13 protein-coding genes and 1 tRNA gene are annotated in these 14,038 nt (G+C 67.4%); 8 read left to right on the top strand and 6 right to left on the bottom strand.

Annotation, left to right across the window (positions count from 1 at the left end; all coding sequences use genetic code 11):
• The first annotated feature begins 21 nt into the window (after positions 1 to 21).
• Genes A3AG_RS0109560 through A3AG_RS0109550 form a run of 3 tightly spaced genes read left to right on the top strand, consistent with a single transcriptional unit; the run spans position 22 to position 3,189 of the window.
• A complete protein-coding gene (locus A3AG_RS0109560; protein ID WP_018005181.1) occupies positions 22 to 1,188 on the top strand; it encodes an acyl-CoA dehydrogenase family protein in 1,167 nt (388 codons plus the stop codon).
• Between the two features lie 12 nt (positions 1,189 to 1,200).
• Positions 1,201 to 2,361, top strand: a complete 1,161-nt coding sequence (locus A3AG_RS0109555) for a CaiB/BaiF CoA transferase family protein (protein WP_018005180.1) — start codon at positions 1,201 to 1,203, stop codon at positions 2,359 to 2,361.
• A gap of 60 nt (positions 2,362 to 2,421) precedes the next feature.
• Positions 2,422 to 3,189: an IclR family transcriptional regulator gene (locus A3AG_RS0109550; protein WP_018005179.1), complete on the top strand. Its 768-nt coding sequence runs from the start codon at positions 2,422 to 2,424 to the stop codon at positions 3,187 to 3,189.
• A gap of 97 nt (positions 3,190 to 3,286) precedes the next feature.
• Here the strand turns inward: A3AG_RS0109550 and A3AG_RS0109545 are convergent.
• The 3 genes from A3AG_RS0109545 to fdxA form a co-directional block, all read right to left on the bottom strand.
• Positions 3,287 to 3,362, bottom strand: a tRNA-Asn gene (locus A3AG_RS0109545).
• Between the two features lie 247 nt (positions 3,363 to 3,609).
• Complete coding sequence (locus A3AG_RS0109540; RefSeq protein ID WP_026164075.1) at positions 3,610 to 4,719, bottom strand: NAD(P)/FAD-dependent oxidoreductase; 1,110 nt, start codon at positions 4,717 to 4,719, stop codon at positions 3,610 to 3,612.
• An 86-nt stretch (positions 4,720 to 4,805) separates the two neighbouring features.
• Positions 4,806 to 5,129: a ferredoxin FdxA gene (gene fdxA / locus A3AG_RS0109535; RefSeq protein ID WP_012353337.1), complete on the bottom strand. Its 324-nt coding sequence runs from the start codon at positions 5,127 to 5,129 to the stop codon at positions 4,806 to 4,808.
• A gap of 366 nt (positions 5,130 to 5,495) precedes the next feature.
• On the opposite strand from fdxA, the gene pncB reads away from it, so the two are divergent.
• From pncB to A3AG_RS0109510, 5 genes are all read left to right on the top strand, one after another.
• A complete protein-coding gene (pncB, locus tag A3AG_RS0109530) occupies positions 5,496 to 6,674 on the top strand; it encodes a nicotinate phosphoribosyltransferase (protein WP_018005177.1) in 1,179 nt (392 codons plus the stop codon).
• Between the two features lie 96 nt (positions 6,675 to 6,770).
• Complete coding sequence (locus A3AG_RS0109525) at positions 6,771 to 7,457, top strand: LutC/YkgG family protein (RefSeq protein ID WP_018005176.1); 687 nt, start codon at positions 6,771 to 6,773, stop codon at positions 7,455 to 7,457.
• Between the two features lie 160 nt (positions 7,458 to 7,617).
• The gene (locus A3AG_RS0109520; RefSeq protein ID WP_018005175.1) at positions 7,618 to 9,036 is read left to right on the top strand and encodes a sodium:proton antiporter; all 1,419 of its coding nucleotides are present in this window, start codon (positions 7,618 to 7,620) and stop codon (positions 9,034 to 9,036) included.
• Between the two features lie 4 nt (positions 9,037 to 9,040).
• On the top strand, positions 9,041 to 10,036 hold the full coding sequence (locus tag A3AG_RS0109515; protein WP_018005174.1) for a 2-hydroxyacid dehydrogenase: 996 nt from the start codon (positions 9,041 to 9,043) through the stop codon (positions 10,034 to 10,036).
• A gap of 9 nt (positions 10,037 to 10,045) precedes the next feature.
• On the top strand, positions 10,046 to 11,545 hold the full coding sequence (locus A3AG_RS0109510) for a DNA recombination protein RmuC (protein ID WP_018005173.1): 1,500 nt from the start codon (positions 10,046 to 10,048) through the stop codon (positions 11,543 to 11,545).
• A gap of 76 nt (positions 11,546 to 11,621) precedes the next feature.
• Here the strand turns inward: A3AG_RS0109510 and A3AG_RS0109505 are convergent, their stop codons facing one another.
• From A3AG_RS0109505 to mobA, 3 genes are all read right to left on the bottom strand, one after another.
• Positions 11,622 to 11,903 (bottom strand): hypothetical protein, encoded by a 282-nt coding sequence (locus A3AG_RS0109505; RefSeq protein WP_018005172.1) that lies wholly within the window; start codon positions 11,901 to 11,903, stop codon positions 11,622 to 11,624.
• 193 nt (positions 11,904 to 12,096) lie between these two features.
• Positions 12,097 to 13,395, bottom strand: coding sequence for a molybdopterin molybdotransferase MoeA (gene moeA, locus A3AG_RS0109500; protein WP_018005171.1), 1,299 nt, complete (start codon positions 13,393 to 13,395; stop codon positions 12,097 to 12,099).
• Between the two features lie 30 nt (positions 13,396 to 13,425).
• Positions 13,426 to 14,025, bottom strand: coding sequence for a molybdenum cofactor guanylyltransferase MobA (gene mobA / locus A3AG_RS0109495; protein ID WP_018005170.1), 600 nt, complete (start codon positions 14,023 to 14,025; stop codon positions 13,426 to 13,428).
• Positions 14,026 to 14,038 lie beyond the last annotated feature (13 nt).

The following is a 14,038-nucleotide window of genomic DNA, read 5'->3' as shown; positions in this document are numbered from 1 at the left end:
CGACAGCAAGCAGGTAACGCGATGAATTTCGATCTCTCCGAACAACAGGCCGCCATCGTCGAGGCGGTGCAGCAGGTCTGCGCGCAATTCGACATGGAATACTGGGACCGCCTCGACAAGTCCGGCACCTATCCGCACGCGTTCTACCAGACGCTGTGCGAAGGCGGCTGGCTCGGCGTGGCCATGCCCGAGGCCTTCGGCGGCGCGGGGCTGGGCATCCTGGAGGCGGCGCTGGTGATGCAGACCATCTCGCAGTCGGGGGCGGGCATGACCGGCGCGTCGGCGGTGCACATGAACGTGTTCGGCCTGAACCCGGTGGTGGTGTTCGGCACCGACGCGCAGAAGGGCCGCTTCCTGCCGCCGCTGATCGCCGGCCAGGAGAAGGCATGCTTCGGCGTGACCGAGCCCGATGCGGGGCTCGACACCACCAAGCTCAAGACCTTTGCGCGCAAGGTGCCGGGCGGCTATTCGGTGAGTGGGCGCAAGATCTGGATCTCGACCGCGCAGGTGGCCGACCGCATGCTGCTGCTGGCGCGTACCACGCCGCTGGAGTCGGTGAAGAAATCGACCGAGGGGCTGTCGCTGTTCTATACGAAAGTCGACCGCAGCAAGATCGAGATCCGCGAGATCGACAAGATGGGCCGCGCCGCCGTCGACACCAACATGCTGTTCATCGACGACCTGTTCATCCCCGACGAAGACCGCATCGGCGAAGAGGGCAAGGGCTTCGAGTACATCCTGCACGGACTCAACCCCGAGCGCATCCTGATCGCCGCCGAGGCCATCGGGCTAGGCCGCGCGGCGCTGGCCATCGCCACGCAGTATGCCAAGGAGCGCGTGGTGTTCGGCCGCCCCATCGGCATGAACCAGGGCGTGCAGCATCCGCTGGCGCAGGCGTGGATGCAGCTGGAGTCGGCCAACCTGATGATGCTCAAGGCCGCGGCCCGCTACGACGCGGGCCAGTCCTGCGGGGCCGAGGCCAACGCCGCCAAGTACCTGGCCGCCGAGGCCGGCCACAATGCCTGCCAGACCGCGATCCTGACGCTGGGCGGCATGGGCTATTCGCGCGAGTACCGGGTCGAGCGGCTGCTGCGCGAATCCTATATCCCGCGCATCGCGCCGGTCAGCCCGCAGCTGATCCTGTGCTTTATCGCCGAGCGCGTGCTGGGCTTGCCCAAGTCGTACTGAGCGGGAGCGGCGATGCAAGACAAGCCAGTGCAGGCCAGTGCGGCGACCGGGCCGCTGGCCGGGATCCGCGTGATCGACATGACTTCGGTGGCGATGGGACCGTATGCCACGCAGATCCTCGGCGACATGGGCGCCGAGGTGATCAAGGTCGAGCCGCCGGCCGGCGACGTATTCCGCCACGCCGAGCCGGCGCGGCACGCCGCCATGGGCGCGAGCTTCCTCAACCTGAACCGCAACAAGCAGTTCGTGGTGCTGGACGTGAAGCAGCCCGACGACCTGGCGGCGCTGAAGACGCTCATCGCCGGCGCCGATGTCTTTGTCTCGAACGTGCGGCCGCAGTCGCTGCGCAAGCTCGGCCTGGACTATGCCTCGCTGTGCGCCGGCCATCCGCGGCTGATCTACTGCGGCGCCTATGGCTATTCGGAGTCAGGGCCGTACGCCGGCGCGCCGGCCTTCGACGACATCATCCAGGCGCGTAGCGGCATGGCGCAGTTCCAGGGCGCCAACTCGAACGAAGGGCCGCAGTACGTCAACACCATCCTTGCCGACAAGGTCGCCGGGCTGACCGTGGCCTATGCGATTCCGATGGCGCTGTACGAGCGCGAGCGCTCTGGCCGCGGCCAGGCCATCGAGGTGCCGATGTTCGAGACGCTGGTGTCGTTCCTGGCCACCGAACAGCTGGCCGGGCAGACTTTCGTGCCGCCGCTCGGCCCGGCCGGCTATCCGCGCGTGATGTCGCTGCACCGCAAGCCGTATCGCACCCGCGACGGGCATATCGCGCTGCTTCCCTACACCAGCGCGCAATGGCAGCGCTTCTTCGATGTCTCCGGACATGCACCGCTGGCCAGCGATCCGCGCTACGCGACGCCGGCCGCGCGCAGCGCCAATATCGACGCGCTCTATGCCACGCTGGCCGAGATCGTCGCGCAGCGCACCACTGCCGAATGGCTCGCGCTGCTGCGCGATGCCGACATCCCGCACAGCGAGGTGCCGCACTTCGACAGCCTTGCCGACGACCCGCACCTGCGCGCCACCGGCATGATGTTCGAATACGACCATCCAAGCGAAGGGCGCCTGCGCGGCGTCGGCATTCCCACGCGCTTCTCGCGCACGCCCGGCAATATCCGCAGCTGGCCGCAGGCCTTGCCGCCAGCCCCAGGTCAGGAGGACTGACCCGCGCCGCCGCCGCGTACAATCCCGGCCAACGGATACTGAAGTCGAGGAAGCCAAGCGATGGCAGCAAACGAAGTGGCGGAAAAGTCCGGTTACGGCAGCGTCAAGACGGCGCTGCGCGTGATCGAAATCATGGAAATCTATGCGCGCGAAGGCCGCTCGCTGACGCTGACCGAGCTGGCCAAGCTGCTGGGCGCGCCGATGTCGAGCTGCCTGGGACTGATCCGCACGCTGGCCTCGCTGGGCTATCTGTACGAGACCGGGCGCCGCCAGGGCTACTACCCGACGCGCCGGCTGCTCGACATCGCGCAGCGCATCGCCCGCAATGACCCGCTGCTGGAGCGCGTGCAGCCGGTGCTGGAATCGCTGCGCGACATTACCGGCGAGACCGTGGTATTCGGCAAGCTGCAGGACGACGGCCGCGTGCTGTATCTGGAAGTGCGCGAATCGTCCAATCCCGTGCGCTATATCGCCGCGCCGGGCGAGCTGCGCGACGCGCATGTCAATTCGATCGGCCGCGCCATCCTCGGCACCATGACCATGGAAAGCCGCGCGGAATTGCTGGCCGGCGCTTCCTTTGCGTCGCGCACCGGCCGCACGGTGGACTCGCTGCGGGTATTCGAGGCGGCGATGCAGCAATGGCAGACGCAGGGGTGGTATCCGAATTTCGGCGAGTCTTTCCCCGACTTGGGGGCGATCGCGATGCCGGTATCGCTCGGCGGCGTTGTCTACGGGATGTCGGTGGCTGGGCCGCTGCATCGGGTCGAAGCCAATGCAGAGGCTATCGTCGTGGCGCTGAAGGCCGCAGGCGCTACGTTGCAGGGGTAAAACGAAGGGCGGGGCGCTGGGGCAGCCCCGAACCAAAGCCATTTGCGACCCGCAAACGAAAAAGCCCGGTGCGTTTGCACCGGGCTTCCGTATCGGTTGGCTCCCCGACCTGGGCTCGAACCAGGGACCTGCGGATTAACAGTCCGTCGCTCTACCGACTGAGCTATCGGGGAACAGCTGAGAAAGAAATTATAGCCAGTTTCTCTTTTCTTCGTCAACACCCTTTCGACATTTTAGTTCTCGTCGCGGGGGTGCGGGGAAGGCCGGCTTGCTGCCTGGCGTGCGATCCAGAGAGGCTGGACGCCGGCTTCGAGGCCGTGGGCGCCGAACAGCGAGGCCGCATTATAGCGACGGTTCCGCCTTTGTGCCAGAAAAAAAAACCGCCTCGCGGCGGTTTTTTTCTGCGGGGTCCGCGAAGGTTCAGTCGAACACCGGCGATTCCACGCCCAGCACCTTGTGCAGTTTCGGCGAGGTGGTGGTGTACTGCATGTGGATCTTCTTCTCGGGGAAGATATACGGCGCAGCACCGAACGCGGCCAGCGCGGCTTCGTGGAACCCCGACAGGATCAGCTTCTTCTTGCCGGGATAGGTGTTGATATCGCCGACCGCGAAGATACCGGGGATATTGGTCTGGAATTTCTCCGTGTCCACCTTGATCTGCTTGCGCTCCAGGTCCAGGCCCCATTCGGCGATCGGGCCCAGCTTGGGCGACAGCCCGAAGAACACCAGCAGGTCGTCGAGCGGCAGGCGGCGGGTCACGCCGTCGGCGCCGGACACCTTGATCTCGGTGAGCACGCCGTCTTTCTCTTCATAGCCGCTGATCTGGCCGACCAGGAACTGCATTTCCATCTGCTCGCACAGTTCCTTCATCTTGGCGACCGACGCCGGCGCGGCACGGAAGCCGTCGCGGCGGTGGATCATCACCACCGACTCGGCCTTGCCGACCAGGTCCAGGGTCCAGTCCAGCGCCGAGTCGCCGCCGCCGACGATGACCAGGTTGCGGCCGTGGAAGCGGCTCGGGTCCTTGACGCGGTAGAACAGCTGCTTGCCGTCGAACTTGTCAATGCCATCGACCTTCAGCGTGCGCGGCTGGAACGAGCCCACGCCGGCGGCGATGAAAATGGTCTTGGTGATGAAGCGCGTGCCGAGCGAGGTCTCGACGAAGAAGCGGCCGTCTTCACGGCGCTCGACCACGGAGACTTCCTGGCCCAGGTGGAAGGTGGGCTCGAACGGCTCGATCTGCTTGAGCAGGTTGTCGGTCAGTTCCTGGCCGGTGCAGCTGGGCACGGCCGGGATATCGTAGATGGGCTTGTCCGGATACAGCTCGACGCACTGGCCGCCAACGACCTTCAGGGAATCGATGACGTGGGCCTTGATTTCGAGCAGGCCCAGTTCGAACACCTGGAACAGACCGACCGGGCCGGCACCGACGATCAGCGCGTCGATTTCCAGCGGCTGGCCGCCTGCGGGGCTGCCGCCCTCGACCTGCCTGGTCGTGTCGGCAACGGGATTTGGAATGCTCAAGTCCATATTCGTCCTGATACGTTGGTTGGGCACGCGGGTGCCCGGCATTGCGGAAAGCGCGTGGGGACGGCTTTCTTTGCTGCCCGGCGCGCTCAGCGCTCCAGGTACTGCAGCTTGTCGGTGGCGTCCTTCCATTCTTCGGCCTCGGCCAGCGGGGCCTTGGTCTTGGTGATGGAAGGCCAGGCGCGCGCCAGTTCGGCATTCAGCTCGATAAACTGCTGCTGGTCGCCCGGGACGTCTTCCTCGGCGTAAATGGCGTTCACCGGGCATTCGGCCACGCACACGGCGCAGTCGATGCACTCATCCGGGTCGATGGCCAGGAAGTTGGGGCCCTCGCGGAAACAATCGACCGGACACACGTCAACGCAGTCTGTGTAGCGGCAACGGATGCAGGATTCGGTGACAACGTGAGTCATTTCGGTTCCAGGAAAACGGGTCGGCTTTTAATGGGAAACTGTGGGGCCGCTTCTTGCCGGCGAGACGCGCCGCATCCACCACATGGGGGTGCCCGCGTGCCGCATGGCAGCATGGGCTGGGCGAGCGCCGGCCGAGGCCTTTCGGAAACCGGTATTGTAGCCGAGCCTTCTGGCAAGGATAGCGGGTCTATATAGCCGGATCAGATAGTTTTCTTATTTCTTTATGTACTTTTGATTTAACGCACGCTCTGCGGTCAGCGGCTTTGCCTGCGTTTGAGCATGCTGCGTGGCACCACCGGGCCAGCCGGCAGCGGCCGGACTTCAGGTAGCATGGCGTTCTGACCCGGCATCGCCGTCTGCCCCGCTATGATCATCCAGTCTCTGCTCGACACCGACCTGTACAAATTCACCATGATGCAGGTGGTGCTGCATCAGTTCCCGCAGGCGCAAGTGGAATACCGCTTCAAGTGCCGCAACGCGGGCATCGATCTCACCCCGTATATCGACGAGATCCGCGCCGAGGTGGCGCACCTGTGCCAGCTGCGCTTCACCGAGGAAGAACTGGCCTACCTGCGCGGCCTGCGCTTTATCAAGAGCGACTTCGTCGATTTTCTCGGGCTGTTCCACCTGAACGAGAAATATGTCTCGGTGCGCCCGTCGCCGCTGGGCAACGGCGAGATCGAGATTGCCATCGCCGGCCCGTGGCTGCACACCATCCTGTTCGAAGTGCCGGTGCTGGCCATCGTCAACGAGGTCTACTTCCGCCGCACCCAGCCGCGGCCCGACCTGGCCGAAGGCCGCCGCCGGCTGGAAACCAAGCTGGCGCTGCTGAAGGCGCCCGAGCTGGGCGATTGCGTCATCGCCGACTACGGCACGCGCCGGCGTTTCTCGCGCGACTGGCAGGAAGAGGTGCTGCTGACCATGCGGCGCCTGCTGGGACCGCAGCTGGCCGGCACCAGCAACGTCCACTTCGCGCGCCTGCACAACATGGTGCCGCTGGGCACGATGGCGCATGAGTACCTGCAGGCCTGCCAGGCGCTGGGGCCGCGGCTGCGCGATTCGCAGGTGTTTGCGCTGGAGCGCTGGGCACGCGAGTACCGCGGTGACCTGGGCATCGCGCTGTCGGACACCTATGGCTTCGACGCCTTCCTGCGCGACTTCGACCTGTATTTCTGCAAGCTCTTCGACGGGGTGCGCCACGATTCCGGCGATCCGGTGCTGTGGGGCGAGCGCATGGTGGCCCACTATGCCGCCAACCGCGTCGACCCGCGCACCAAGACGCTGATCTTCAGCGACAGCCTCGACATCCCGCGCGTGATCGAGCTGTACCAGCGCTTCCACGGCCGCTGCCGGCTGGCGTTCGGCGTCGGCACCAACCTGACCAACGACCTCGGCTACACGCCGCTGCAGATCGTGCTGAAGATGGTGCGCTGTAACGGCCAGCCCGTGGCCAAGCTGTCTGACACGCCCGAAAAGACCATGTGCGACGATCCCGGCTACCTGGCCTACCTGCGCCAGGTGTATTCGGTGCAGCCCGCCGCGTAGCGAGCTCGGGCACGGCGCCCGCTGTATCGACCCCGCCTTATCGACCCTATAATCGCCGCATCGCGCCTTTGCGCATTGCTACTCCAGCCAGGCCCCATGGAAACCAACGACGCCCGCGACCGCATCTTTGCCCGCATCCGTGCCGCCCAGGGCAGGCCGGCCCGGCCGAGCGCGGGAGAGCGCGGCGCCGTTGCCGATTACCTGGCCCGCCATCCGCAGGGCCCGCGTCCGGCCGCCGCGCCCGACCTCGCCGAAGCCTTCCTGGCGCAGGCGCAGCGCATGGCGTCGACTGTCGACCGGGTCGCGACCATGGCCGAGGTGCCCGCCGCCACGGTGCGCTACCTCGACAGCCTGGCCCTGGTGCGCCGCGCGGTCGCCTGGGATGAGTTCGGCCCGTTGCCGTGGCAGGACGCGGGGCTCGCGGTGGAATGCCGCCCACCGGTGCGCGACGCCGTGGCCGACCGCGAGCATGGCGACCTGGTCGGCATCACCGGCTGCTTCTGCGCGATTGCCGAGACCGGCTCGCTGATGCTGCTGTCCGGCCCGGCTACCTTCGCCTCGGCCGCGCTGCTGCCCGAGACCCATGTCGCGGTGGTGCCGCGCTCGCGCATCGTTGCCGGCCTGGAAGATGCGTTTGCCCTGGTGCGCAGCGAGCGCGGTGAGCTGCCGCGCGCCACCAACATCATCAGCGGACCTTCGCGCACCGGCGATATCGAACAGACCATCGTGCTGGGCGCGCACGGCCCGTACCGCGTGCATGTGATCCTGGTCGACTCGGCCTGAGCCACGTGGCGCGAAGCCAGCGCGCCGCAATCCGAAAATGCACGGCGCATGAGGAAGCGCGGGCAGGGCCTTGCATTACACTTGCAGGCTTGCCCGCGATGCTTTGGCATCGCGCCGCGTGCGCCCATGAGCGCTGCATTGTTCGAGGAGATCCTGCCTGATGCGACGTGCCCCCGTGCTGTTGCCACTGCTGGCCGTGCTGGCCGCCTTTCCCGCCGCCGGCCATGCCGCCGAGCTCGACGGGGCATCGCTGTCGCCGCTGTGGGGGCTGCCCTTTGCCGGCATCCTGCTGTCGATCGCGCTGTGGCCGCTGCTGGGGCCGAAGTTCTGGCACCACCATTACGGCAAGATCGCCGCCGGCTGGGGTCTGCTGTTCCTGCTGCCGTTCGCGCTCGTGTTCGGCGCGCATGCCGCCGCGGCCAGCACGGTCCATGCGCTTCTGGCCGAGTACATTCCGTTCATCGCGCTGATCACCACGCTCTATATCGTGGCCGGCGGCATCTGCGTGCGCGGCAACCTGCACGGCACGCCGGGGCTCAATACCGGCATCCTGGCGCTGGGCACGTTCCTGGCCAGCTTCATGGGTACCACCGGCGCGGCCATGCTGCTGATCCGGCCGCTGTTGCGCGCCAATGACAATCGCCGCCACGTGGCGCACGTGGTGGTGTTCTTTATCTTCCTGGTGGCCAACGCCGGCGGCTCGCTGACGCCGCTGGGAGACCCGCCGCTGTTCCTGGGCTTCCTGAAGGGCGTCGACTTCTTCTGGACCCTGCGCAACATCTTCCCGGAAACGCTCTTTATCTGCGCGGCGCTGCTGCTGGTGTTCTACCTGGTCGACCGTCACTACTACCGCAACAAGGAAGAGCAGCTGCCAGTCGATCCCACCCCGGATTCGGGCGGCATCGCCATCGAAGGCAAGTTCAACTTCGTGCTGCTGCTGGCGGTGGTCAGCCTGGTGCTGATGAGCGGGCTGTGGAAGCCGGGGATCTCGTTCGACCTCATGGGCACCGAGGTGCCGCTGCAGGCCGCGGTGCGCGACGCCTTGCTGGTGGTGGTGGCGGTGGTGTCGCTGCTGGTCACGCCGCGCTCGGCGCGCGTGGGCAATGAATTCAACTGGGAGCCCATCCTCGAGGTCGGCAAGCTGTTCGCCGGCATCTTCCTGACCATCATCCCGGTCATCGCCATGCTGAAGGCGGGGACCGACGGCGCCTTCGCGGGAGTGATCCGCGCGGTCAGCGACGCCAACGGCCAGCCGGTCGACAGCATGTATTTCTGGGCGACGGGCGTGCTGTCGTCCTTCCTCGACAACGCGCCGACCTACCTGGTGTTCTTCAATACCGCCGGTGGCGATCCCGCCACGCTGATGACGCGCGATGCCTCGACGCTGGCCGCGATCTCGGCCGGGGCGGTGTTCATGGGCGCCAACACCTATATTGGCAATGCGCCCAACCTGATGGTCAAGGCCATCGCCGAAAACCGCGGCGTGCGCATGCCGAGCTTCTTCGGCTACATGCTGTATTCAGGTATTTTCCTGGTGCCGCTGTTCGTCATCATGACCTTCCTCTTCTTCCATATCTGATGCCATGAAGCCGTCCGTCCTGGTCACCCGCGCCATCTATCCCGAGGTCATCGCGCACCTGGCGCAGTATTTCGACGTCGACGACAACCAGCAGGACGCGGTACTGGACGCCGCGGCGCTGAAGGCGCGGCTGGCCGGCAAGGCCGGCGTGCTGGCCAATGCCGCCGACCGTATCGACGCCGGGGTCATCGCCGGGCTGCCGGCGCTGCGCGCGGTCTGCAACATGGCGGTCGGCTACAACAACCTGGACCTGCCGGCGCTGACCGCCGCGGGCATCGTCGCCACCAATACGCCGGACGTGCTGACGGAAACCACCGCCGACTTCGGCTGGGCCCTGCTGATGGCAACCGCGCGCCGCGTGACCGAGGCCGAGCACTATCTGCGCGCCGGCAAGTGGCAGCGCTGGAGCTACGACATGCTGGTCGGCATGGACCTGTACGGCAGCACGCTGGGCATCCTCGGCATGGGCCGCATCGGCCAGGCCCTGGCGCGGCGCGCGGGCGGGTTTGGCATGAACGTGCTGTACCACAACCGCAGCCAGCTGCCGGCCGAGACCGAGCGCGCGCTCAACGCCCGCTATGTCAGCAAGGAAGCGCTGCTGCGCCAGTCCGACCATCTGCTGCTGGTGCTGCCCTATGGCCCGCAAAGCCACCACGCCATCGGCGCCGCCGAACTGGCGCTGATGAAGCCTACCGCGACGCTGGTGAACCTGGCGCGCGGCGGCATCGTCGACGACGCCGCGCTGGCGCAGGCGCTGCGCGACAAGCGCATCTTTGGCGCCGGCCTCGATGTGTTCGAGGGCGAGCCGTCGGTCCATCCGGACCTGCTGACCGTGCCCAACGTCGTGCTGACGCCGCATATCGCCAGCGCGTCCGAGAAAACCCGCCGCGCCATGGCCATCCTCGCTGCCGACAACCTGATCGCGGCGCTCGACCAGGGCCCGCGCGCCGGCCATCCGCCCACCGTGATCAACCCTGAAGTGATGCCGCATCGCCGCTGAGGTTTTCGCATGACCCTGATTCCGTTCCTGACGCTGGCCGCGGCGCTGCTCGCGCTCGTGCTGCTGGCCATCGTGTTGCTGCGCCAGCAGGCCGGCTCATCCGGGGCCGGCATGGCGCGGCAGCTCGACCAGATGCGGCTGGAGCAGGCACGCGGCATGGAACGGCTGGAGCGGGAGGTGCGCACCGAGGTGGCCGAGGCCGCGCGCGGCAGCCGCGGCGAGTCGGCGCAGCAGATGCTGAGTTTCCAGCAGGCGCTGTCGTCGCAGCTGACCGGCATCGCCACGCTGCAGAACAACCAGATCGACACCTTCGCGCAGCAGCTGGCCAAGCTGACCGAGACCAACACCCAGCAACTGGAGCAGGTGCGCCAGCACCTGATGCTGCAGTCGCAGCAGGCGCGCGACGAGCAGGCCGGCACGCTGCGCCGCTTCGGCGACGGCCTGCAGCAGCAGCTGGCGCAACTGTCCGAGGCCAACGAGCGGCGCCTGGCCGAGGTCCGCGCCACGCTGGAGCAGAAGCTGCAGGACATCGAGGCCAACAATGCCGCCAAGCTCGAGGAAATGCGCCGCACCGTCGACGAGAAGCTGCACGCGACGCTGGAGCAGCGGCTGGGCGAATCGTTCCGGCTGGTGTCGGACCGGCTCGAGCAGGTGCATCGCGGCCTCGGCGAAATGCAGGTGCTGGCGCAGGGCGTGGGCGACCTGAAGAAGGTGCTGACCAACGTGAAGTCGCGCGGCACCTGGGGCGAGGTGCAGCTGGAAATGCTGCTGGAGCAGATGCTGACGCCGGAGCAGTACGGCAAGAACGTCGAGACCGTGCGCAACTCGGGTGCGCGCGTCGAGTTTGCCATCCGCCTGCCCGGCAAGGCGGCGGGGGCGGACCATGCGCCGGTCTGGCTGCCGGTCGACGCCAAGTTTCCGAAGGAGCAGTACGAGCGCCTGGTGGACGCGCAGGAGCGCGGCGATCCGGACGGCGTGCTGGCGTTCGGCCGCGAACTGGAACTGGCACTGCGGCGCGAGGCCCAGACCATCGCCGAAAAATACCTGGCGCCGCCGCAGACCACGGACTTTGCCATCCTGTTCCTGCCGACCGAAGGGCTTTATGCCGAGGTGCTGCGCCGTCCCGGCCTGACCGACCAGCTGCAGCGCGACTATCGCGTGACCGTGGCCGGCCCGACCACGCTGACCGCGCTGCTGAACAGCCTGCAGATGGGTTTTCGCACGCTGGCGCTGGAGAAGCGCTCGAGCGAGGTGTGGGAAGTGCTGGGCGCGGTCAAGACCGAATTCGGCAAGTTCGGCGACGTGCTGGCCAAGACCCGCGATACGCTCGAGCGGGCCGCGCGCAATATCGAACAGGCCGAGGTGCGCACGCGGCAGATGGCGCGCAAGCTGCGCACGGTGGAGGCGCTGCCGGGCGAAGCCGCGCAGCAGCTGCTTGGCCTCGGTCTGGAAGCAGCGGCGGACGGCGCGCCGGAAAATGCTGATCGCGCGGAAAACAGCCAGGCCTGAGCGCAACAGGGCCGGCGGCGGGGAAAGCTGGAAAGGCGGCCGGCGTGGCGCCCGGCCGGGACTGGCAGTGCGCCGTTCAGCGGTCTTCTTCGGGGGACAGCTCGCGCACGTGGACCTCGATGCCGCCGAAACGGGCAGCGACCCAGTTATAGGCCTTGCAGGCCAGCCACAGCAGGCCGAAGCCGATCAGTGCATTGAGGATGATCGCGCTGAAGACCGTGATCGCCGGCAGGTCACCATAGCGGACGAAGGTAACGAACAGGCCCAGCGACACGATCGGCAGGGAGAAGCACAGGTAGACCAGCACCAGCGCGCGGGCGGTCTTGACGGGGTGGAGGTACGCAATCTCCTGATTCATGACGGGGGATACTCGAATGTTTCTGAATCGTGCGCCAAGTGTAGCGATTGGCCGATGCCAAGCATAGCCCGGCGGCCGCGGGGCAGCCGAAAGCCCTGCGGCAACGGTGCCGCGGCGGCAAATGTGCAGCACAAAAACGACACATTGCTACGATCGAGTAGCGAATGGTTGCGCGCAGGCCCCGCCGTGCCGGTCAAACCAGCCCGTCGAACAGCATCACCTCGACCGCGTCGCCGGCCTTGACCGAATCCTGCTCGTGGCCGAGCACGATAAAGCAGTTGGCCTCGCTCATCGAGCGCAGCACGCCCGAGCCTTGCTGGCCGGTGATGCGCACCTCCCACTCGCCGTCGCCGGCGCGCGCCAGGATGCCGCGCTGGTACTCGGTGCGCCCCGGCTTCTTGCGGATCGCCTGCGCGCTGCGCACGCGCAGCAGCGGCAGCGGCGGCACCGTCGCGCCCATCAGCCGGTGCAGCGCCGCGCGCACGAAATGGTAGAAGGTGACCATCACCGCCACCGGATTGCCGGGCAGGCCGAACAGCAGCGCGGAATGCGCGCCCGCGCCGTCGGCCTGGATGCGGCCGAAGGCCATCGGCCGGCCCGGGCGCATGGCGATCTTCCAGAACGTGACATCGCCCAGGCGCGCCATGATCTGCTTGGTGTGGTCGGCCTCGCCGACCGAGACCCCGCCCGAGGTGATGACCGCGTCGGCGCTCTCGCAGGCGGTGCGGAAAGCGGCTTCGAGCGACTCGGGATCGTCGCGCACCACGCCCATGTCGAGCAGGTCCACGTTCATCCGGCGCAGCATGCCGTGCAGCGTGTAGCGGTTAGAGTCGTAGACACAGCCCGGATCGAGCGGCTCGCCGATCGAGCGCAGCTCGTCGCCGGTGGAGAAGAACGCCACGCGCAGGCGCCTGCGCACGCGCACCTCGGCCACGCCCAGTGACGCCAGCAGACCAAGATCGGCCGGCTGCAGGATGCGCCCGGCCTGCAGCGCGGCCTGGCCGCGGGCCAGGTCCTCGCCGCGCAGGCGCCGGTTGTCGCCGATGCGGACGCAGTCCGCGGCAAAGCGGATGCGCGCGCTGCCGCCGACGGTTTCGACGAACTCCTGCGGCACCACGGTATCGCAGCCGGCCGGCATCACCGCGCCGGTCATGATGCGCACCGCCTGCACCGCGGTGGGGGCCAGCGCGCCGGTGCCGCCGGCCAGCGCGCTGCCGATCACCTCGAGCTCGACCGTGGCGGTCTGCGCCGCGGCCAGGGCCGCGCCCTGGAAGGCATAACCGTCCATCGCCGAGTTGTCATGCGCCGGCACGTCGATGGTCGAGACGATGTCCTCGGCCAGTACCCGGTCCAGCGCACTGCGGATCGGCAGCTGCTCGATGCCGCGCACCGGCTCGACCACCTCGCCGATGATGCGGTTGGCGTGGTCCACCGGCAGCGCGGTGGGATCGTAGTCGGACAGGCAGGAAATGACGGCTTGCAGGGAGGGCATGGCGGCTCGGCGGTCGGCGGTGGCGGGGATTCAGCGCGCCTCGTGCGCGCGCAGTTCGTCCAGGGTGTTGATATTGGCAAAGGCCGCGGCGTCGTCGAACAACACTTCGGCCAGCCGGTGCGAGGCGGCCCAGGTCTCGATCTTGCGGCCGCCCCCGGAAAGATAAGCCACCAGGCTGTCGAGCGCACTGACCGGCATCAGGCAGAACACCGGCTGGGTCTGGCGCCGCCCGTCGGGGTCCAGCGTCACCGGCATCGCCAGCTCGGCACCCTCGGCCTCGAGCGCCTGGGCCAGGCGCGCCACCAGATCGGCGGGCAGGAACGGCGAATCGCACGGCGCCGTCACCATCCAGGGAGTCGCGCATTGTTCCAGCCCGGCCAGCATCCCGGCCAGCGGGCCGGCGAAGTCGGGCACGCTGTCGGTGTAGACCGGCACGCCGAAGGACTCGTAGGCGGCCAGGTTGCGGTTGGCGTTGATCATCAGCCCGCCCACCTGGGGCGTCAGCCGCATCATCGTGTGCATGGCCATCGGCGTGCCCTGCAGCGGCTGCAGGCCCTTGTCGGTGCCGCCCATGCGGCTGCCCCTGCCGCCTGCGAGGATCAGGCCGGTGATATCGTCGCGTGCAATCATGGATTGAGTGTGC

Source organism: Cupriavidus neocaledonicus (genome assembly GCF_000372525.1).
Classification (GTDB): domain Bacteria; phylum Pseudomonadota; class Gammaproteobacteria; order Burkholderiales; family Burkholderiaceae; genus Cupriavidus; species Cupriavidus neocaledonicus.
This window is presented reverse-complemented; position numbering and strand designations above follow the sequence as displayed.

Coding starts and splice junctions, on each gene's coding strand:
- A3AG_RS0109560 (WP_018005181.1), top strand. CDS start 22: ATGAATTTCGATCTCTCCGAACAACAGGCCGCCATCGTCGAGGCGGTG.
- A3AG_RS0109555 (WP_018005180.1), top strand. CDS start 1,201: ATGCAAGACAAGCCAGTGCAGGCCAGTGCGGCGACCGGGCCGCTGGCC.
- A3AG_RS0109550 (WP_018005179.1), top strand. CDS start 2,422: ATGGCAGCAAACGAAGTGGCGGAAAAGTCCGGTTACGGCAGCGTCAAG.
- A3AG_RS0109540 (WP_026164075.1), bottom strand. CDS start 4,719: ATGGACTTGAGCATTCCAAATCCCGTTGCCGACACGACCAGGCAGGTC.
- fdxA (WP_012353337.1), bottom strand. CDS start 5,129: ATGACTCACGTTGTCACCGAATCCTGCATCCGTTGCCGCTACACAGAC.
- pncB (WP_018005177.1), top strand. CDS start 5,496: ATGATCATCCAGTCTCTGCTCGACACCGACCTGTACAAATTCACCATG.
- A3AG_RS0109525 (WP_018005176.1), top strand. CDS start 6,771: ATGGAAACCAACGACGCCCGCGACCGCATCTTTGCCCGCATCCGTGCC.
- A3AG_RS0109520 (WP_018005175.1), top strand. CDS start 7,618: ATGCGACGTGCCCCCGTGCTGTTGCCACTGCTGGCCGTGCTGGCCGCC.
- A3AG_RS0109515 (WP_018005174.1), top strand. CDS start 9,041: ATGAAGCCGTCCGTCCTGGTCACCCGCGCCATCTATCCCGAGGTCATC.
- A3AG_RS0109510 (WP_018005173.1), top strand. CDS start 10,046: ATGACCCTGATTCCGTTCCTGACGCTGGCCGCGGCGCTGCTCGCGCTC.
- A3AG_RS0109505 (WP_018005172.1), bottom strand. CDS start 11,903: ATGAATCAGGAGATTGCGTACCTCCACCCCGTCAAGACCGCCCGCGCG.
- moeA (WP_018005171.1), bottom strand. CDS start 13,395: ATGCCCTCCCTGCAAGCCGTCATTTCCTGCCTGTCCGACTACGATCCC.
- mobA (WP_018005170.1), bottom strand. CDS start 14,025: ATGATTGCACGCGACGATATCACCGGCCTGATCCTCGCAGGCGGCAGG.